This window comes from Pseudomonadota bacterium (genome assembly GCA_018823135.1).
Classification (GTDB): Bacteria; Desulfobacterota; Desulfobulbia; order Desulfobulbales; family CALZHT01; genus JAHJJF01.
Genome location: JAHJJF010000139.1, coordinates 1 through 19881, shown reverse-complemented (window position 1 = coordinate 19881; position 19881 = coordinate 1). Strand labels below are relative to the sequence as shown.

The window sequence follows — 19881 nt, the reverse complement described above, 5'->3', positions numbered from 1 at the left end:
GGGTCAGGTCAGTCGCCGATTTTTGATTTGAGGTTGGGCATGGTCTCCGGCTTGCTCGTTTCAAAATACCGGCTTTCCTTGCCGGTAGCGGTGACATTTTCATAGATGCCGTTGTCCCTTTTGACGAGTTTGGTAAATCCCTGATTCTTGAGATCGCTGTTGGTCTTCGGGGTGCTGATCGCCACCATGGAAATCAGGCGTTTGACCGCCTGGCCGCACTCCGGGCATTTTTCAAATTTTGCCGAATACATGGATTGGGTCAGCTCAAACCTTTTCCCATAACTGCAACCGTCCTCGATATGTTCATATTCGTATACCGGCATGTTTCCAACTCATTTGGTTCTGATGATTGTGGTCTTGGGTGAAAAGCGTATTATACGATGGAACCGAATGAAAAATCAACAGGCGATTAAAGCGATTATGTGCGTGGCTGCAGACGATTGAGGATAATGGTCCGTTCTTCATCGTCGAATTTCAGTTTCCGTGACTGGGTGGCAATGGTGAAGTCTTGTTCTGCAAGGCTTAAGAATCGCGCCAGGCTTTTGCGGCGCACGTCATGGGCCAGGAAGATGGTTCCGTCGGGTTTCAGGTATTGTGAAAAAACATTGAGCAGCGGCTGAAAGAATTCATCGCGGAAGAGAATTTCTGCGCCGATAATTGTATCGAATCGCGCCATTTTTGGCGGTTTTTTCCAGTCGATAATTTTAAAAGAAATGTCATTGAGGTTGTTTGCATGGGCGCTTACTTTCTGGAAATCGAGGATATGGGTCTCGTAATCGCTCAAGGTGACCTTGTAGCCTTTTGCCGCCGCAACCAGCCCCGGCGCGCCAAGACCGGCGCCCAGTTCGAGCAGGGTCTGGTTTTCAACAGGCGTTGTTGAGGCAATACTATCGGCGAGGATGATGGAAGCTTCCCAGAGTCTTGCCCAGAAAGGAAAACTTGCAACATCCTTGAAAGGGTCTTTTCCTGCGAGGAGCGGTTCGATATCGTTTACCTGCAGAATATCAAGAGAGATATCCCGGACTTTGAACGGGTCCAGGGAAACTTTATATTTTCTTCGGATTTTTGATAGAATTTTTGCGGTTTTTTCCGGTAAATCGTGGCTCATGTTTACTCTCTGTTTGTCAGTTTATGAAAAGTTCAATGTTCAAGGCTCAAATCTCAAAGTTGAACAGCAACAGCAGGTGTATTAACAGTTCGGGATTTTGCGCTTATCCGCCGAGGGGAGCGTCAATAATAAATTTATTTCAAAAGTTATTACTTTATATTATGCAATTTTATTCCTGCAGTTTTCAGCCTTGACCTTTGACCTTTTTGCTCTGAACAACCTACCACCCAAGAGCCAGAGCCAGCAGGATAATTCCAGCGAGAAAGAAGCGGTAGTAAGCAAAAATGTCAAATGTTCTGGTCCGTATATATCGCAGAAGAACGGCGATAAATATATAGCCGCTGACTGCTGAAGCAAGGAAGCCGATAAGATAGAAATTCATCATGCCCGGCGCCAGACCTTCTTTGATAATTCCCGGGATTTTATAGACCCCCGCGCCCAGGATGATCGGTGCGGAAAGCAGGAATGAAAAGCGGGCCACCGCCTGCCGGTTAAGTCCGGTAAAAAGACCGGCGGTCATGGTGATGCCGCTTCTCGACACTCCGGGGATTATCGCAAAAGCCTGGGCGCAGCCGATGAACAGGGCATCGGATAAGGTGATGGTTCTGAAGTCCCGGTTGTGGGCGCCGCGTTTTTCAGCCCACAGGAGAAGAGCGCCACCAGCAGCAAGGGTTATTGCGACAATCCAGCTTTGCCGGAAAGCGGTTTCGGCAATATCCCCCAGGAGCATCGCTGCAATCACTGCGGGGACAGTGGCCACGCAGATAAAAAAGGCCATCTGTCGTAATTCTTTCATTTCAGGGCTTTTGTCGCGGAAACAGAGGACGGCCCGGATCATCAGATAAAAATCTTTGCGGAAATAGACAAAGATGGCCAGCAGGGTACCCATGTGCAGAGTGACGTCAAAGGCAAGGCCTGCTTCCTCGATGTCGAGAAGGATCTGAGCCAGCACCAGATGCCCGGAACTTGAAATGGGCAGGAATTCCGTTGCGCCCTGCAGAATTCCCATGAAGATTGAATAGAGTAGGTTCATAGGAGTGGCACTATACGAGAGGGTTGGGTAAAAGTAAACTGAAAAACGGCAAAACAGGCCGGTGCAAAAGGCGTCCAATAAAACATGAGAGGATAAAGCGTTTTGGCTGAAGTGATACTGGGTTTATTTGTGGTAGTCGGTGTAATCGGTACCCTGGTTCCGGCGCTGCCCGGATGCGGGATAATTCTTGCCGGAGTGTTGATTCATGCGGTGCTCACCGAGTTTCAGCCCTTTGGCCTGTGGCCGATTCTTGGCTATACCGGGCTTTTTGTCATTTCCTGGATTGGCCAGTTTGTGGTCACCGGGCTCGGCACCAGAAAATTCGGATCAACAAAATACGGGGCAATCGGCGCCTGCGTAGGCATGTTTGTCGGGCTGTTTCTGCCCTTTTTCGGCGGCATGCTGGTGGGGACCTTTATCGGGGCCTTTGTGTTTGAAATATTTTTTGCGATGAAGGAACCCATGGATGGGGCCCGGGCCGGTTTCGGAGCATTGGTGGGGACGGTTTTTTCTTTGTTTTACGAATTTTTGATAGCGCTGGTTATGGCCGGATTTATTGGCTGGCAGATCTTTTAAGGGCGGATTAAGCAGGAATCTACGGCGTTAGCCAAGTATTTCGCGTACTTGAAATACAGCGAAAGGCTTGCTGCCTTGTATCTTCCGCTTACTCCACCCTTAAAAATGTGGATACTCATAAATATTGGGATGTTTCCTGCCTGAATATTTGTCTGTCTCGTAGATATAAGTGAGTACCCCGTAAGGGGGCATAAAATTCACGAGACTTCGAAAAACGCGAGAGTCTGTCAATCGTCAGACCGTCTTGTTGGCTGACAATCGTCAGCGATTTAGCTCATATGGGCAAAGCTATTTTGCCTGCGGGAGGAGTTCGAGAATGTCTGGTTCGAGGATGGATTGCGGCACGTAGCCAAGGTATTTCTTGACGATGTTTCCTTTCCGGTCTACCAGGAAGGAGACCGGGATTTCAACGAAATCGCCGAAATCTTTAACAACGGTGTCATCTGCCATTATCACCGGATAGTTGATTTTTCTTTTATTGATGAATTTTTTCACGAATTTCCTGGTGCTGTCATCGGTTGAAATCCCGATGACGGTGAAGGTTTCCCCCCCATAGTTATTCTGGAGCTCTATAAGTTTGGGAATTTCCCGTTGGCATGGCGGGCACCAGGTCGCAAAAAAATTAATCAACAACACCTTGCCGCTGAAGGAACTCGCATCAATGGTGCTTCCGTCCAGGACCGAAGGAAGGGCGAATGGCGGCATTTTTTTTCCGGCAAAAGCATGATCTGCGGAGAAAAGAGCAAGGAGAAAAAGCAGGAACACGCCGGCAAAGCGTCTTCCTGGGCTGATATGTTTAATATAGGTCATAGTTGCATGTCGGAGTTGGTTCTAGCCCGCATTTTTCACACTCGGTTCTTGCCAATTATCTACTAACCATCTTGTAACCCATGATTAACGGGCCATCCCCTCGGAATGCTGAAATGTTCGTGAGAAATGCGGGCGAACAAGTCGTCAACCCTTATATGGTATAATATCGGCTGCGGCAATACAAATTAAATTTTCATGTATAGAGTAACCCTGATCAACCAGGGGATGCTTCATCTCTGAGAGCCGCGGTGAAGTTATACTACAAGTGGTTCCCGTCGAATAATTTCCCCACGGGTGCTGACAACCGCGACCTCGGTTTTGATGTTTTTCCCGGATCGCTTCAGGGCTTCGCCGACGATTTTTTTCATGCCGGCGCAACAGGGCACCTCCATGATGGCCACTGTGACGCTCTTGATATCCGCCGTATTGAATACTTCGGTGAATTTGGCAATATAACTTTCAACCTCGTCGAATTTCGGACACCCGGACATCAGGGCCCGGCCGGCAAGAAAATCGCGGTGAAAATTTGCATAGGCCTGGGGCATGCAGTCTGCGGCAATCAGCAGATCGGCATTTTTAAGAAACGGCGCGGTGGGCGGAACCAGGCGGATTTTCACCGGCCAGTGCGCCAGGGCGGAAGTTGCTTCCTGAAGGGGGCTTCCCGCTCCTGTAAGGGAAATCGGTTTGTTTGCCGCCTGACATGGGGTGACGGCCCCAAAGCTCTGGAGTTTCATCGAAGGGCAGCCGGAAGGGGCGGGAGTCAATGGTTTTTCTGCCGCCTTTTGTTGTTTCAGGAGTTCCTCAACCGCGGCCTCATCAAAATCATCAGCCACCCGCACGACGACCTTTAATGCACCGGTGGGGCATCCTTTGAGGCAGGCGCCAAGCCCGTCACAATATTTTTCAGCAATAAGCTTGGCCTTGCCGTCAATTATTTGTAATGCCCCTTCGGCGCAATCAGGTACACATTGGCCGCAGCCGTTGCAGAGTTCCTGGTCGATTTCGATAATTTCCCGGTTAATTTTCATTGGGTCTCCCGTCTAAATTTTTCAGAAAGTAATTGTCGGCATCGTAAAAAGCACGTGTCAATCGTCAGACCGTTTTGTTGTCTGACATCCGGAAAGCTCTTGCGCCTGTAAAATGTTGAATGTATCAGGCCCTGTTAAGGTTTCATCAACATTTGAGCAAAAACTTCTTGTGCAACCTGTTTGCCGCCACCGGTCAGGAATGATTTGTTAATGATTTCCTGGCATCGTTCCCCGGTGATCGGGGATTCTTTATGTTTGTCTTCAAGGTTTGCAATGAGGTCGGCATCATACAGGACCTTGAAATTGAGTGTTTCGTTTTCCCTGGGATGATGGTGATGGCCGATGATGTCGCAGACCTCATCGATTACCTCCTGGTCGGCGCCGAGTTTTGCGAGGATTTCCCTGGCAACCGGCGGCCCTTCCTGATGCTGATAACGGGGGGAGGCGCTGTTGAATTTGTGCTCGGCCTCCTTGATGCCGATATCGTGCAGATATGCGGCGTTCAGGATAACCGCGGGATTTCCCTGTTCGATCTTGTTGATTGCCCCGGCGTGGCGGGCTACCCTTGTAGCATGCCCGATCCGTTTGAAGTCGCCGTCAAAATACCGTTTCATTTCAATGGCCACCCGGTCTTTGAGCAGGTCTTTTTTCATGGCAAGCAGTTCAGGCGGCAGGGAGCCCAGGCATTGTTCTGCGTAAGGGCAATAAGTTGCGCAACCAAAATCTATTCGCGGGTTCAGGACTTTCGTGCCGCAATTTTTACACTTCCGGCTGTTATCGTCTTTGAAGAACTCAACAATCTCGTTGCACTTGGTGCATTTTCCTTCAAAGATGGCTTCCGAATCCCAGTATCTGCTGTCCTGTCCGGGGCATTGCATGGCCGCCCTCCGTGTATTGAGTAAAAGAAGTTGTCTTGTTTATGGCTCCATCCTATCAACAAACTATGCATTCTCCTTTGACTTAAATCAAGAAGGTGTGTTTTTTTGTTGAAGACCGGATTCATCAAGGGAAAAAGAGAGTGAATCCAGAAAAATAATGCTAAAATGACTACCTCAACTTTCTGGATATATTATATCTTCTAGGACTCTAGGAGTCAGGAGTCAGGAGTCAGGAGCCAGAATAACTGATTTTTGTTTTTTTCTGAATTCTGCCTCCTGACTTCTGACTTCAAAATTATTGTCTTGTAATTACAATCTGACAACGAACGCCGGAAAGTTGAGTGTGGACTTTCAGAAAAGGTTTAATAATAATGATCCCGGTAATTATCCTCATATCGTATCTTGTCGGCTCCATTCCATGGGGGCTTGTCCTTGGCAAACTCTCAGGCGTTGATGTCAGAAAATCCGGCAGCGGCAATATCGGCGCAACTAATGTCAGCCGGCTGCTCGGCAAAAAGCTCGGCCTGTTGACACTTATGGGAGATATTGCCAAAGGCGTGCTCCCCATGGTGCTTGCCGCCCATTTTTTTCGTGATCATCAACTGTTGGACATTATCGTTCCTGCCTGTGGTTTTGCAGCGTTTCTCGGGCACCTGTATCCCGTCTATCTCCGTTTCCGGGGGGGGAAAGGGGTGGCCACCGCCCTGGGGGTCTTTCTCTACCTTGAGCCCCTGGCCATTCTTGGGGACCTGGTTGTTTTTGTTTTTGTGGTGGCGATCTGGGGATATGTGTCGTTGGGATCGTTGGTTGCTTCCGCAGCAATTCCGCTTTTAATCTGGATTCTCGGGGGAAGCGCCGACCATATGATTCTTGCGGCGCTCATCGCTGCACTGATCTGGGTAAAGCACCATGAAAATATCAGACGTTTGCTGAATCACCAGGAAAAAAGCTGGAAAAAGGCGCCTCAGGACCAGGCTGGTGGTAAGTGAGCAGCGCCAAGCGTCATGATATTGCCAGGGCCGCCGGCTTGCTGGGGTTTGAAGGGCACGCCAGTATCAAGGAGATAAAGGCCGCTTTCCGGCGGCTTTCCAAAAAGCATCATCCCGATACATCTCCTGAGGGAACGGCGGATACACAAAAAATGCAGGAAATCACCGAGGCCTATCAGCTGCTTATTGAATACTGCTCGCAGTATCGATGTCCATTAGTTGTAGAGGAGGGCGAATCTCAGAATGCGGAGGAGTGGTGGTTTGACCGGTTCGGCCAGGATCCTTTATGGGGAAAGGGTGGAAACAGTAAATAGTGACAAGTAAATAGTGAATCGTTTTACGATGTGAAGTATTTTTTCGTCACTCGTCACTCGTCACTCGTCACTCGTCACTCGTCACTCGTCACTCGTCACTCGTCACTCGTCACTGATTTTTCTATAACAGCTGCTCGTTGATGGTTATTTCTGAACGGGAACGGAGGAATTCAAGCCAGGCGGTGAAAAGTCTTGCCTCGTTTTCTTTCTTGAGAGCATCGGCAATCTCTTTTTCCTTTTCCGCGATTACTTGGGGGTCTGCAGCTTTTTTCTCTTTGAAGCTAACGACATAGAATGAGTCGCCGGCGGCAATAATCTCTTCGGGCAAGGGTTGCTGTTCCCAGAGGTCGAGCGCTGCATTGATCACCGGTGTGGGAACATCAGGGCTTGTAAGGTTGGTGCGGGAAACAAATTCCGAACTGTTCAGTTTCGCCGCCGTTTCCTTGGCAAGGGTTGCAATGTCGCCATTATCTTTGAGTTTGGCGAGAACGTTTGCCGCCGCCTCTTTGGCGAGCTCTTTTGCACGGTCGCTGCTATAGGCTTTTTCAACTTCTTTCTTCACGGTTTCAAGGGCAGGGACGGCAGACTCCTTGCTGTCTTCGGCAAAGAGGATGAAGTAACCGTTCGTTCCTTCAATAAGCGAGCTCAACTCGCCTTTTTTCAACTGAAAGGCGGCATTGACAATGACCATGTCGCCTGCCGGCCCCTTGGGTGGATTCTGCCGCGAGAAAAAATCGGTTTCCTTGATTGCAGTCTTTTCCGCCTGGGCATATTTATCAATGCTCCCGGAAAGGATCAGCTTTTCATACGCCTCATTGGCTTTTTTGAAGGTCAGGTTTTTTGCCTTATCTTTTTTCAGGGTCGCTTCGATAGCACCCCGGACATCTTCGAGTTTTTTTACCGAGGGCATTTCGATTGCATCAACCCTGATTATATGAAAGCCGAAACGGCTTTTGACCACATCGCTTGTTTCGCCCACCTTGAGGGCAAAGGCGGCAGCCTCAAAAGGTTTTACTGTTTGGCCCCAGGCGATCTTGCCGATTTTTCCTCCTTGTGATGCTGAAGAGTCTTCGGAGTACTCCTTGGCCAGCGCTTCAAAGCTTTTTCCGGTTTTTAATTGAGCCAGGACTTCTTCCGCCTGTTGCCGTTTGGCATTGACTTGCTCGGCAGAGGCGTTTTCAGCGGTTTTAATCAGGATATGCCTGGTGTCTCTCATCTCAGGGGAGGCATAGCTGTCCAGATTATTATTGTAATAGGCGGAAATTTCCTCATTGGAGAGTGCGATGCTGTCTTTGTCATCCTCAAAGAGGAAGCTCAGATATTTAATTTTGAGTTGCGGCTGGGTTTTGTAGGCGTCTTTATTTTTTCCGAAATAGGCGGCAAGGTCGGTGTCGCTCACCGTTACTTTCTTTTTGAAATCTTCAGCATTAAACTTGAGATATTGGAATTTAATCTCTTCGTTGTCATAGGCGATACGTGTTTCGACATCTCCGGGCGCCAGGCTTGAAAACCGGGAAAGGGTCGCAATGACTTTCGTGGTAAGCAGGTCATAGCGCAGGCTGGCCTCAAAATCCGCCTCGGTCATTTTTGAGCCTGCAAGGATTTCTTTATAGAGCTTGATATCAAAGCGGTCCTGGTTTTTAAAAGCCTCCATTTCAAGGATTTTATCCTGCAGTTCGCGTTTGCTGATAAGAATGTTCATTTCCTGGGCGCCTTGATGGACCAGGGCCTGCTGGATCAGCTGCTCCACCACCTGGTTTTTAATATCCAGGTTTTCTAGGAGGCTTGCGGGGATATTGCCGCCGAACTGCTCGCGCATCTGGTTATACGCCCGGTCGTAGGTCCTTTTGTATTCTTCAAAGGAAATATTGTCGCCATTGACAGAGGCTACAATATTGGGGCCATTGCCCTGGTTGGTGCCGACTCCCCAGAAGATAAAGACCAGGATGATAATTACCACAGTTGCCTGCAGATAGGGTGACTGGGCCTTGCGGCGCATTAAATCAAGCATGTTTGACGACTCCTGCTATTCGAAGAAATTATTTCTTATTATGTAAGTATGTTCGATTACAACAACCAGACAAATAAACCAGATTTGATGGATTTGTACAGCCATTTTTAAGGATAGATGGTGGGAATGGCATTATTTGAGACTCTGAAAGGGTTTGAGGATGGAAGTGAAACTTATTTCCAGAACTGCCACCACTTCTTTTCAGGATAAAACGTGCGGCCGGTTTCCACGGGGTGGCCTAAATATTCCAGCGCATCCATTTCCCAGAAGGTCTCTAGGGTGATTCTGGGCGGATCGTTTTTGGGGTTGAGGATTGCCCCCTGCAGTTCCCTGTCGTGCCAGAGTTTGGCCAGCGCCAGTTTTTCAGCCTGTTTGGGGCTGTGGGCCTCCAGAAACATATTCTGGAAAAATCCGTACTTTTTCGGTTTGCCATCCGTATCGATCAGGAAATTCCTGCCGTTTATAAGTAATCTATACTTTTTCATCTTTTATGGATTGTGCAAGGGTTTACGGAATAGCTCGTGGGTCTTCTGTGTGCCAGCATAATACCCGATGCCGCCTTGTTTTGCCTTATTAATCGTTGAAAATAAGGGATTATGGTGGGAGGGATTGAGCTCATTTTGGAACAGAATTCAATCCTGTCTTCCGAAAAAAGAGATGACTTGATTCTTACGTTTCGGCAAGGTTGGTGCCGGTTTTGAGATTGACGATCAAGGGCACGTCGAGCTTCATCACCGATTCCATTACTTCCTTGACGATTTTCCCGGTACCGGCGGCTTCTTTTTCAGGAAGTTCAAAGACCAGTTCATCGTGGATCTGCAGGAGCAGTTTGGCGCTTAACCCTGCGGCAAGGATAGCCTCAACGCATTTAATGGTTGCCAGTTTGATAATGTCCGCCGCTGTCCCCTGGATCGGGGTATTGATCGCCGTGCGTTCGGCGAATTCCCGCAGGGTTTTGTTTTTGCTGTTGATGTCCGGAAGCAGGCGGCGGCGATGCAGGAGGGTGGTTACAAAGCCGTCTTGCCGCGCCTGTTCAATGATATGCTCCATAAAGGATTTGACCCCGGCAAAATGCTCGAAATAGCGCTTGATAAAGGTGCCCGCTTCCTTGCGGCTGATGTTCAGCTGGCTTGCCAGCCCGAATGCGCTCATGCCGTAAACTATGCCGAAGTTGATGGTTTTTGCCACCCGGCGCATTTCCTTTGAAATGAAGGCCGCATTGACCCGGAAGATTTCCGCAGCCGTTTGGCTGTGGATGTCCTGGCCGGATCTGAAGGCTTTGAGCAATGCGGGATCCTGGGAATAATGGGCAAAGACCCTGAGATCGATCTGTGAATAATCGGCAGCCAGGAAAATCTTACCCTGCGCCGGAACAAATGCCTGGCGGATGCGCTGGCCTTCTTCGGTGCGGATCGGAATATTCTGCAGATTGGGATTGCTGCTGCTCAGGCGGCCGGTGGCGGTGACGCCCTGATTAAAGGACGTGTGAATCCTGCCGGTTTTGGGATGGATCTGGCTCTGCAGCCTGTCGATATAGGTTGATTTCAGTTTGCTCCAGTTGCGGTGGGTGATCACTGCGGCGGGCAGATCATGATAAGTGCAGAGTTTTTCCAGCACCTTGACGTCGGTGGAATAGCCGGTCTTGGTCTTTCTGCCCAGGGGAAGACTTAACTTGTCAAAGAGGATAACCCCTAATTGCTGGGGTGAGTTGATATTGAATTCCTCGCCGGCAAGGGTATGGATTTCCTGCTCCAGCTTGGCAAGCTTGTCGCTGAACTCCAGGGAAAGATCGGCGAGCAGTGCCGGGTCGACGTTAATACCGCTTCGTTCCATGTCGGCGAGAATGGGCACCAGGGGCATTTCCAGATCGCTGAAGAGTTCCCAGAGATGTAATTCTTTGAGTTTGGGTTTGAAAACCTCCCAGAGCAGCAGGGTTGCAACCACATCTTCGCAGGAGTAATCCTTTGCTTTATCAACCGGCACATAGATAAAGGCGTCCGAGCGTTTGTCTTTTTCGGTGACCTCGGCAAAGGGTGTAAGCCGGCGGTCAAGAATGGCTTCGCTTAAGTCGTCAAGCTTGTTGGATCTCCGGCCCGGATCCAGCAGATAGGAGGCGATCATCGTATCCAGCAAGGGACCTGCCAGGGTTATTCCGTGGGTTTTGAGCACTGCGTAATCGTATTTCAGGTTATGGCAGAGCTTTGGCAGATCTGGATTCTCAAGGATTGGCTTAAGCGTGTTGATCGTCTGGTCATAATCCAGTTGTCCCGGGAAGAGCTCGCCGTTTTCATCCCGGTGCCCCATGGGCAGATAAAAGGCTTCCTTTGCATCGATACACAGAGAAATCCCGGCAAGCTCCGCAACCAGCGGGTCCAGCGAGGATGTTTCGGTGTCAAGCACCAGAAGCTCGGCATTTGCAATAGATTTGATAAGTGTGTCAAGTTCAGCGGTTGATGACACCAGCTGAAATCCTTCCGTGGAAAGGGCCTCACTCCTGGTTTCACTTTTCAGCAGCCTGGTGAATTCCAGTTCCGTGAATATTTCTCTGAGCTTTTGTTCGTCGGGCGCCGGGATCAAATAGTCATCGAGAGCCGTGGGGGTCTGCACTTCAATATCAAGGCGGATCAGGTCACGGGACTTAAAGGCCTGGTCTTTATTGGCAAGAAGCTTTTCTTTGAGTTTGGCTTTGTCCACCTGATCGAGCTGATCATACATCGACTCCAGCGAACCGAACTGATTGATCAGTTTTTCAGCGGTTTTGGGGCCGACACCGGGGACGCCGGGGATATTGTCCGACGAATCGCCGATCAGCGCATACAGGTCCAGGAGTTTTTCCGGCGGCACATTGTATTTTTTCTGCACCGCTTCGGGATCCATGAAGCGGTTGTTCATCGGGTCCCAGAGCGTGACGGTTTCCGAGACCAGCTGCAGCAGGTCTTTATCCCCCGAGACGATGATCACCGGAATTCCCAGTTTTTGCAATCTGGTGGCTGCGGCGGCAATGAGATCATCCGCCTCATACCCCTGTTGTTCGAGACTGGTGATATTATAGGCTTTTACCACATCCCGGATCAGCTGCAGTTGCGAGATGAGGTCATCAGGCATGGGCGGACGGTTGGCTTTATATTCTGGATAGAGTTCATGCCGGAACGTCGGCCCCTTGGCATCAAAGACCATTGCCAGATATTTCGGAGTTTTTTCGCGTAGGACCCGCAGCAGGATATTGGTAAAGCCGTACACCGCGTGGGTGGGCTGCCCCTTGCTGTTGGTGAGAGGCGCCACGGCGTGGTAGGCGCGGTAAATGTAGGCGCTGCCATCTATTAGATACACTGGTTCTTGTTTTGACATGCGGGGATTGTAGTGTGCAATCGGCAAATTGCAAAAGGAAAAAACGATGGAACTGATAAAAACCATTCCGGTGGTCTGAATGATTGTATTTTTAACATGCCGGCAGCGTGAGTTTCTTTTTTCATTACCCAAAGGAAAAACAACTGTGCTATAGTGGCGTCCATGAAAATCGCCATCATCCAAACGAACCCGATCATCGGGGACTTCAAATATAATATCGATAAAATTTTTCATTGGATTGACAAGGCCAGGAATGCCGGGTGCGATCTTGCGGTGTTTCCGGAACTGGCGGTCAGTGGCTATCCGCCCCAGGACCTCCTTGAGCGCCCGGCTTTTTTGCAGGACCATGACAATGCCGTGAATTTGCTGGTCAAGGGCAGCACGGATATCGCCGTGCTCTGCGGCGCAATAACCAGGCACACCGCAGACACCGGCAAGCTGCTGCACAACAGCGCCATTCTGTTTGAAAACGGCAGGATTCTTGCCAGCGCCCACAAACGGTTGCTGCCCACCTATGATGTGTTTGACGAGAGCCGTTATTTTGAGCCTGCCAGGGAGAGTAAGACCTTTCTGTATCGCGGTTTACGGCTGGGAATTACCATATGCGAGGACCTCTGGAATGATCCGGCGGTGTTTCGCCGCAGGCTGTATGACCGGGACCCGGTGGCGGATTTGCTTGCCGATCCCGCTGGCCCGCCGGAGATTCTGATCAACATCGCGGCATCGCCTTTTCGAATCGGCGCCGGCAGGATCAAACGTGAAATATTTGCAACCCATTGCATTCGGAACAAGCTTCCCCTGCTGTATGTCAATCAGGTGGGCGGCCAGGATTCGCTGATTTTTGAAGGATTGAGCCTTTGCATGAACAGCAACGGTGAAATCATTGCCGCGGCCAGACAGTTTGAAGAAGATATGCTGGTCATTGATACGGAGCGGCTGGTTTCATCTTCAAAGGAAGCCATCGACGATGATCATGAGACGCCGCAGGTGCTTGAAGCCCTTGTTCTTGGCACCAGGGATTATGTTACAAAAAGCGGTTTCAGCAAAGGGGTGCTGGGATTAAGCGGCGGCGTTGATTCGGCGCTCACAGCAAGCATTGCCGCAAGGGCGCTGGGTCCGGAAAATATTCTGGGCGTAGCTTTGCCCTCGCCCTACACATCACAGGCGAGTATTGACGATGCAAGGCTTCTTGCGCAAAATCTGGGGATTAATTTTGAAATCATATCGATAAATTATGTATTCGATGCCTTTCTTGAAACCCTGGATCCGTTTTTTCCTGATCAGCCGCCCGGCGTTACCGAGCAGAATATCCAGGCCCGGATCCGTGGTAATCTGCTCATGGCCTTTTCAAACAAATTCGGCTCGTTGTTGCTGACAACCGGCAATAAGTCGGAAATGGCGGTGGGCTACTGCACCCTGTACGGCGATATGAGCGGCGGTCTGGCAGTGATTGCTGATGTCCCTAAACTTTTGGTCTACAAGCTTTCGCGGCTGATTAACCGGGAAAAGGAGATAATCCCCTGGCGCACCATTGAGCGGCCTCCCTCCGCCGAACTCGCCTTCAACCAGAAAGACCAGGACGACCTGCCGCCCTATGAAATACTTGATCCGATCCTTGCCGCCTATCTGGAAGAAAACAAGGGAATGGCTGAAATAATTCAAATGGGTTTTGATCGGGAAATTGTTACCGATGTGGTTAACCGGGTGAACCGAAACGAGTATAAAAGAAAACAGGCTCCAATGGGATTAAAGGTGACATCCAAGGCCTTCGGCTACGGCAGGCGCTATCCAACAGTTGAAAATTACAGCGAGAATTTCTAGGAATTCTCCTCACGCCGGGTCTGATATTTTCCCCTTGCTTTTGATTTGATATAGTTGTGCTGTCAATCCGGGAGACAGATTTAGTTTTTCTTATTATTATGTGGGCGGGTATAAAGATTTTCGCCATGAAATTCCTTGATTCAGGATATGTTTTATGATGAACAAAATGAATAGTCACGAGGGGTTAATTAAAAGGTCGGGAACAATGCGCCTTTACGGGTTGCAAGTTTTGCTGCTTATGTTTTTTGTCTTATCTTCAAATGTCATAGCCGCTGAAAACCGCAATACCGTACAAAGTGGCGCACTGGTATTTATCAGTGAAACCCTTGCCGCAACGTTGAAATCCGATATCTGGCGGCAGCGCATCGAGCAGCCGCTATTTAAAGATGGGCGGCGGACCAACTATAATTCTCAGAATATCGTCGAGATCGACACCCCCACGCCGGTTCAAATCCTCGAGGAAGTCCCTTTTAAAATGAAGGATGCGTATCTTTCACCGGAAAATGAACCAGGACCTTCATATATGAATCTGTATAGCGAGGGTTATGACCTCGTGGCCTGCCGAGTGCAGATTTTAGAGGGTATTCATGAAGGTATCACCGGCTGGGTGTTCGGTGAATTGATCAAGAAGAGCGTAAACCAGATATCCCAATATATAATTACATTTACCGATGGGAGGTCTATTTTTACGCAGGCCTATGAAGAAGACGATAACAAAATTTTTGTGGAACAATACGGCGGCATAGTCGGCTATAGCAAGGATACGATTAAAACCATCAAAAAGGATTAATAACTCCAGCCGAATCACCTGTGGCCCTTGCAAGGCAATCGCTGCGTTATTAACCAAAGAGGGAAAAGATCCTTTTGTCCCATGTCGATTCGGCCTGTTCGGCTCGCGCGGCGGGTGAGTTATTTTGAACAGGAACAGTGGATAAATTAACCAGTTGTGCCAAGCTTTTCAAAAGGCATAAAATCTTCGGGTTCGGGCACCGTTTCAGTTCATAGAGGAAGCACAAGACAATGATAATACCCCCGTATAAAACGGTCTCGCCGGAGGGCAAAAAATACCTCAACGATTTATTGGACCGATTTCAGCCCACCGGCAGTCAATGCAAGGATGCTGTTTCTGAGATTATTGCCAATGTGCGGGAAAACGGCGAAGCGGCAGTGCTTCAATATACCCGGAAATTTGATTCTCCTGAAATCACCGGCGAGCAGCTTAAAGTAAGCCGCGAAGAGCTTGATGCCGCAGAATCACAAGTTGCTGCTGCGATTCAGGAAACCCTGGATTTCGCCATCGAGCGGATCCGGACCTTTCATCTTAGAGAAAAAGAAGAGTCATGGACGATTACCGGGGATCATGGCACGATTACCGGACGTCTGGTGAATCCTGTTGATTCCGCCGGCCTCTATGTGCCGGGCGGCCAGGGCGGCCAGACCCCGCTGGTCTCCTCGGTGCTGATGAACGGCATTCCGGCGGTTATCGCCGGGGTGAAACGTATTGTTCTGGTGACTCCTGCAGACAAACACGGCAAAGTAAATCCGGCCCTTCTTCTTGCTGCCAAAAAAATCGGCATCCGGGAAATATATAAAATCGGCAGCGCCTGGGCCATTGCATCGCTGGCTTACGGCACGCAGAATTTACGCCCGGTTGATGTCATTGTCGGCCCGGGAAATCAGTATGTGACCGAAGCAAAAAGGCAGGTTTCCGGGCGGGTGCGGATTGATATGATCGCCGGCCCCAGCGAAGTGCTGATTGTTGCCGATGAAACCGCACATCCGGCGTATATCGCCGCTGATATGCTGGCCCAGGCTGAGCACGATCCTCAGGCCCTGGCAATGGTGGTCACTACCAGTAAAAATATTGCAACCCAGGTAAACAAGGAGCTTGAAATTCAGCTTGGGCTCCTCTCCCGTCAGAGCATCGCGCGAACATCGCTCAAAGATCGAGGAGTCATTCTTATCGCTGAAGATCTGGATGAGGCGGTGGAGATTGCCAACAAAATCGCTGCCGAACATCTGGAGCTCATGGTTGCCGATCCTCAGGCGCTTCTCTCTAAAATCCGGCACGCAGGCGCGATTTTTCTAGGCGACCATTCTCCGGAGGCAGCCGGAGATTATGTCGCAGGCCCGAATCATGTTCTCCCCACTATGGGAACCGCAAGGTTCTCGTCAGCCCTCGGCGTCGAAACTTTTCAAAAAAAATCGAGCATTATCTCCTATTCCAGGGAGCAGCTCGTCCACGATGCCCAGCATATCCTCAGATTGGCCGGGCTGGAAGGTCTCACCGCCCATGCCCGCTCGGTTTCGGTGCGACTCGATAACCCGCCTTCCGACAAATAATTTCACAGAGAATGATGGCGTCATAAAAAGTTGCTCTTCTGTGTCGTAGTGGGTTTGCAATATGCTCGACATACCAAAATGTATGCCTCCGCTTTCGCTACGCCACTACTCCTTGTATAGCAACTTTTTATCTAGCCATCTTATGCGGTACGATGGACTTTTTACGTGTCCATCCGGGAATAGATTGACACATTTACGGCCTTGTTCTTATAGTAAAGATTATGGCAGGGACGGGCAAAGATTAAGATAATAAAGAGAAATCCACCATGGGGAATATACTAGACGAACTTCTGGGAGTTGAGGCGGACCGCGTTCAGGATACCACCACCTCAGAGCTTGAGGAACTCGTCAAGATAACTCACCGGGATGGTCGTACCCATAGAAAGACTCAGCCCGCCCCGGAGGAAAGTGCTACAGCGGCGGAGAAACATCTTGCCGATGGCGGTGGGCAGAAAACCTTAGCCCCGCATGCAGATGCGGCTGGAACGCCACTGCCGGCACCAGTCAGAAAAAAGGGCATCCCTCTTTTTCGTTTTCTTGATATCCTCAAGATGGAACTGAAAAATTTTCGCCTTGAAATCCAGATGGCCGATAAAGAAAAAGGCATCTGTAATTTTGTAAAAGGGATTCTTGTCGATGATTTTTTTATAGGAACCCCCAAGAAAATTATCAATACCGGGCCCAAAACAGTGTTGCTGGTTGATAATGACAAGTCTTTTCTGGCTACCCTGTCAGCGTCCCTGAAAGAATATGCGAATAAGTTTACGGTTCTTACGGCGGCCAACGGTAAACTCGCCTTACGGGTCCTGGAAACCGCCCATGTCGACCTGGTTGTGACGGCCCTCAAAATGCCTGAAATGGATGGCTTTGAGCTCATGGCCCATATTCAGTTGAATCATTCCATTGTTCCTTTCATGGCCATGAGTATCTTTGATTTTCCGGAGATGCACAAAAGAGTGAACAAGCTTGGCGGCATCAAGCATCTTATCAAGCCCATCGACCCGACTGAACTTGCCACGCATATCCTTGAAGTTTTGGATGCTGCCGGCAAGGAGTCTCTGAAGGGCTCTTCGCTTGCGGATTTTTTCAGCGCTCAGGGCATTGATATGGCATCGAGCGTTATTGAAATCGACTTCGGCGATAAAACCTTTATCTGTCGGATCGATAACGGACTTTTCCAGAGCGCCGCATGCGGACAGCTCCACGGTGAGCAGGCGGTCAGGGAAATTCTGCCATGGAATAATATGACCATTAAGGTCAAAGATATCCAGTAGCCGGGTTCTTTCCTGCTCTCCGGACTTCTCCTGTCTTTATGAAACCTGATGATTTTCTGATAAAAGGCCTGGCGATCATGGGCCTTGAAGTTGACCGGCAGACAATCAGCTTACTCTGCCGGTACTTTGAAGAACTCTGCCGCTGGAACAAGAAAATGAATCTTGTTGCCCAGGCCGCGCCCGAGCAGATCCTTGAAAATCATTTTTTAGATTCCCTCACCCTTCTTAAAATCATAGAGTCCCGGGAGTCGGCAAGTCTTCTCGATGTCGGAAGCGGCGCAGGTTTTCCCGGTCTTGTCCTGCAGGCCGTCTGCCGTGAACTGCAGGTAACGCTGGTTGAGCCGCGCTTAAAGCGGGTTTCGTTTTTGAAGCACGTCATAAGGACCCTTGCGCTTCAAAATATTTCGGTTCTTTCTCAAAGGCTGGAACAAAAGCAAGTTTCAGCCATCGGCCCGTTTTCGTTGATCACCAGCAGGGCCTTTACAGACATGGAAAGCTTTCTGAGGCTTGTGGATCCTTATTGTGCGGTCAATGGCAAAATTATCTGCATGAAAGGTCCAAAGGCGGAAGAAGAACTTCTCGCTATTCAGCACAAAACCATTTTGTCCAGGTATTCTCTTACCCAAAAAGTTTCATGCGCACTGCCCTTCTCTCGGGCCCATCGCACACTCCTGGTATTTACCAAAGAGAAAAATCAATAACAGCAGGAGTCTTTTGAAATCATAAGGATTTGGTAATAAAGGTATTAAATGCCTGATACTGGTTCGGAAGTGTCCGCTTTTTATGACCAATCCAGTAGAAACTGCGCTTCATTGCAAGGCCTTTAATCGGCAAAATCCTGAATGATCCTTTATGAAGCTCTTCCTGGACTGCAAGTCTGGAAAGAATGGAGACTCCGAGCCCGGCCTTGACCGCTTCTTTTACGGCTGCGGTTGAGCCGAGAGTTGCCACGATATCAAGCCGGTCTGGTTCCGCCCCGGCCCGGGCCAGAAAATCCTCCATTATCTTCCGGGTGCCTGAGCCTTTTTCCCGGTTCAGAAAAGGAAGATGGTACAGATCGATTATCGAGCCGATATTGTCCGGGATCACCGTATCCAGGCCGACCAGGACCAGTTCATCTTCCACAATAGGGATGTAATAGAGTTTTTCCGGCTCCATGCGAGCGCCGACCACTGCGCAGAGCAGTTCATGATTCAAGACCATCCGGGTTATTCTTTCGGTGTCCTCGATCTTGATTTCAAAGGAAACTCCGGGATGCTTCTTTTTGAATTGAACCGCCAGTGACGGCAGAATGTATGTTCCGGGGATGGTGCTAGCGCCGATGATAATTTCTCCCTTGATTTCATCGCTGGTCGAAAAAAGATCATCATGGAGCCGGTCAATGTCTTCCATGATTTTTAATGCGCGCGGGAAAAGAAAATCAGCTTCTTTTGTAGGTATTATCGTGCGTCCGAGCCGGTCAAAGAGGTTGCAGCCGAGTTCCTTTTCAAGATTTTTGATATGCTCGCTGATTGTCGGCTGACTGATATGAAGTGCTGAGGAAGCCTTGGTAAAACTTTTTTCCCGGTATACCGAGGAGAAAATCTTAAGGTGATGGATATCCATTCATCCTCTCCTTTTCATTTTAAGTAATCAGGGCATGAGTATCCTGGAGGATTTTGTCTTCACGTCGATTATCGTAAACATGTTAGAAACGGTGCCGGATTTTAATGTTTTCATAATGCCGAAATGATTCAGGCAGGTTCCGCATGCAAGAATTTTAATGTCCATGCCACTGAGCTCCTCGAATATCCCGAGAACTTCCGAGCCGTCACATGCAAGCTTTACTCCTGAATTAATCAACAGGATATGGGAGATATCTCCGGCAAAATCAAGGAGCGTTTCCAGATAGACGACAAGAAGTTTTTTTCCGAGTTCAACATCTCCCTGCCCTAAAGAATCCGAGTTGATGTACACCACCTGTTTGTTCATTTTGTTTCTTCCTTTTTTTACAATGAATAGCCGACGGCCTTGTGCTAATGATTCATGCGACTGACGACAGTGCTGGATAAGTCAAATCGGACGAAATATTTTTTATGAGGGTTTATCGATTGGTATTGACGATTTAATCCATTAACCATACCAATTTGGAAAACTGCGGTCTAGGATAAAGTTATTGTTGAAGAATTTAATCGGTGTAAGCTGCCATAATTCGAGGATTTCGCAATTGCATCCGGAAAAGCCGGGAAGGAAAAAAATGTACTTCTTTTGCAGTAAACTGCAGTATACTTTCAGGCAGAATCGACCACAAGCGAACCCCTCCGCAGCAAGGGGTATGTAATTTACGAGTCGCATCAGGAGAAAGGCCT

20 protein-coding genes are annotated in these 19881 nt (G+C 49.2%); 8 read left to right on the top strand and 12 right to left on the bottom strand.

Annotated features, from left to right (window positions below):
- Positions 1-8: 8 nt before the first annotated feature.
- The 3 genes from KKE17_14370 to KKE17_14360 form a co-directional block, all read right to left on the bottom strand.
- Positions 9-323, bottom strand: a complete 315-nt coding sequence (locus KKE17_14370) for a zinc ribbon domain-containing protein (GenBank protein MBU1711186.1) — start codon at positions 321-323, stop codon at positions 9-11.
- Between the two features lie 95 nt (positions 324-418).
- Positions 419-1108, bottom strand: coding sequence for a methyltransferase domain-containing protein (locus tag KKE17_14365; protein MBU1711185.1), 690 nt, complete (start codon positions 1106-1108; stop codon positions 419-421).
- A 220-nt stretch (positions 1109-1328) separates the two neighbouring features.
- Positions 1329-2141 (bottom strand): undecaprenyl-diphosphate phosphatase, encoded by an 813-nt coding sequence (locus KKE17_14360; GenBank protein ID MBU1711184.1) that lies wholly within the window; start codon positions 2139-2141, stop codon positions 1329-1331.
- A gap of 102 nt (positions 2142-2243) precedes the next feature.
- Between KKE17_14360 and KKE17_14355 the strand changes: the two genes are divergently transcribed.
- Positions 2244-2717, top strand: a complete 474-nt coding sequence (locus KKE17_14355; GenBank protein MBU1711183.1) for a DUF456 domain-containing protein — start codon at positions 2244-2246, stop codon at positions 2715-2717.
- A 288-nt stretch (positions 2718-3005) separates the two neighbouring features.
- Here the strand turns inward: KKE17_14355 and KKE17_14350 are convergent, their stop codons facing one another.
- The 3 genes from KKE17_14350 to KKE17_14340 form a co-directional block, all read right to left on the bottom strand.
- Positions 3006-3527, bottom strand: coding sequence for a TlpA family protein disulfide reductase (locus tag KKE17_14350; GenBank protein MBU1711182.1), 522 nt, complete (start codon positions 3525-3527; stop codon positions 3006-3008).
- A 254-nt stretch (positions 3528-3781) separates the two neighbouring features.
- Entirely contained in the window at positions 3782-4555 is a 774-nt protein-coding gene (locus tag KKE17_14345) for a 4Fe-4S binding protein (protein MBU1711181.1), read from the bottom strand.
- Positions 4556-4689: 134 nt separating this feature from the next.
- Positions 4690-5433: an HD domain-containing protein gene (locus KKE17_14340; GenBank protein MBU1711180.1), complete on the bottom strand. Its 744-nt coding sequence runs from the start codon at positions 5431-5433 to the stop codon at positions 4690-4692.
- Between the two features lie 371 nt (positions 5434-5804).
- Here KKE17_14340 and plsY point away from each other — a divergent pair, with 371 nt between their 5' ends.
- Both plsY and KKE17_14330 read left to right on the top strand, forming a co-directional pair.
- Positions 5805-6422, top strand: a complete 618-nt coding sequence (gene plsY, locus KKE17_14335) for a glycerol-3-phosphate 1-O-acyltransferase PlsY (protein ID MBU1711179.1) — start codon at positions 5805-5807, stop codon at positions 6420-6422.
- Entirely contained in the window at positions 6419-6736 is a 318-nt protein-coding gene (locus KKE17_14330; protein ID MBU1711178.1) for a J domain-containing protein, read from the top strand. The genes plsY and KKE17_14330 overlap by 4 nt, the downstream gene beginning before the upstream one ends.
- 121 nt (positions 6737-6857) lie before the next feature.
- Here the strand turns inward: KKE17_14330 and KKE17_14325 are convergent, their stop codons facing one another.
- The 3 genes from KKE17_14325 to polA form a co-directional block, all read right to left on the bottom strand.
- Positions 6858-8747, bottom strand: a complete 1890-nt coding sequence (locus KKE17_14325; protein ID MBU1711177.1) for a SurA N-terminal domain-containing protein — start codon at positions 8745-8747, stop codon at positions 6858-6860.
- A 173-nt stretch (positions 8748-8920) separates the two neighbouring features.
- Positions 8921-9232, bottom strand: coding sequence for a hypothetical protein (locus tag KKE17_14320; protein ID MBU1711176.1), 312 nt, complete (start codon positions 9230-9232; stop codon positions 8921-8923).
- A 184-nt stretch (positions 9233-9416) separates the two neighbouring features.
- Positions 9417-12095 (bottom strand): DNA polymerase I, encoded by a 2679-nt coding sequence (gene polA, locus KKE17_14315; GenBank protein MBU1711175.1) that lies wholly within the window; start codon positions 12093-12095, stop codon positions 9417-9419.
- A gap of 162 nt (positions 12096-12257) precedes the next feature.
- On the opposite strand from polA, the gene KKE17_14310 reads away from it, so the two are divergent.
- The 5 genes from KKE17_14310 to rsmG all read left to right on the top strand — a co-directional run bounded on the left by KKE17_14310 (position 12258) and on the right by rsmG (position 18234).
- Positions 12258-13916, top strand: coding sequence for an NAD+ synthase (locus tag KKE17_14310; GenBank protein MBU1711174.1), 1659 nt, complete (start codon positions 12258-12260; stop codon positions 13914-13916).
- Between the two features lie 154 nt (positions 13917-14070).
- The gene (locus tag KKE17_14305) at positions 14071-14706 is read left to right on the top strand and encodes a hypothetical protein (protein MBU1711173.1); all 636 of its coding nucleotides are present in this window, start codon (positions 14071-14073) and stop codon (positions 14704-14706) included.
- A 230-nt stretch (positions 14707-14936) separates the two neighbouring features.
- Positions 14937-16259 carry a histidinol dehydrogenase gene (gene hisD / locus KKE17_14300; protein MBU1711172.1) on the top strand — a complete coding sequence of 441 codons (1323 nt, stop codon included), beginning with the start codon at positions 14937-14939 and terminating at the stop codon, positions 16257-16259.
- Positions 16260-16525: 266 nt separating this feature from the next.
- Entirely contained in the window at positions 16526-17533 is a 1008-nt protein-coding gene (locus KKE17_14295; GenBank protein ID MBU1711171.1) for a response regulator, read from the top strand.
- Between the two features lie 38 nt (positions 17534-17571).
- Positions 17572-18234, top strand: coding sequence for a 16S rRNA (guanine(527)-N(7))-methyltransferase RsmG (gene rsmG, locus KKE17_14290; protein ID MBU1711170.1), 663 nt, complete (start codon positions 17572-17574; stop codon positions 18232-18234).
- A gap of 19 nt (positions 18235-18253) precedes the next feature.
- Here the strand turns inward: rsmG and KKE17_14285 are convergent, their stop codons facing one another.
- The 3 genes from KKE17_14285 to KKE17_14275 form a co-directional block, all read right to left on the bottom strand.
- Positions 18254-19138: a LysR family transcriptional regulator gene (locus KKE17_14285; protein ID MBU1711169.1), complete on the bottom strand. Its 885-nt coding sequence runs from the start codon at positions 19136-19138 to the stop codon at positions 18254-18256.
- A 27-nt stretch (positions 19139-19165) separates the two neighbouring features.
- Positions 19166-19504 carry a hypothetical protein gene (locus KKE17_14280; protein ID MBU1711168.1) on the bottom strand — a complete coding sequence of 113 codons (339 nt, stop codon included), beginning with the start codon at positions 19502-19504 and terminating at the stop codon, positions 19166-19168.
- Between the two features lie 196 nt (positions 19505-19700).
- On the bottom strand, positions 19701-19881 hold a 181-nt coding region (locus tag KKE17_14275; GenBank protein MBU1711167.1), incomplete at its 5' end, for a hypothetical protein.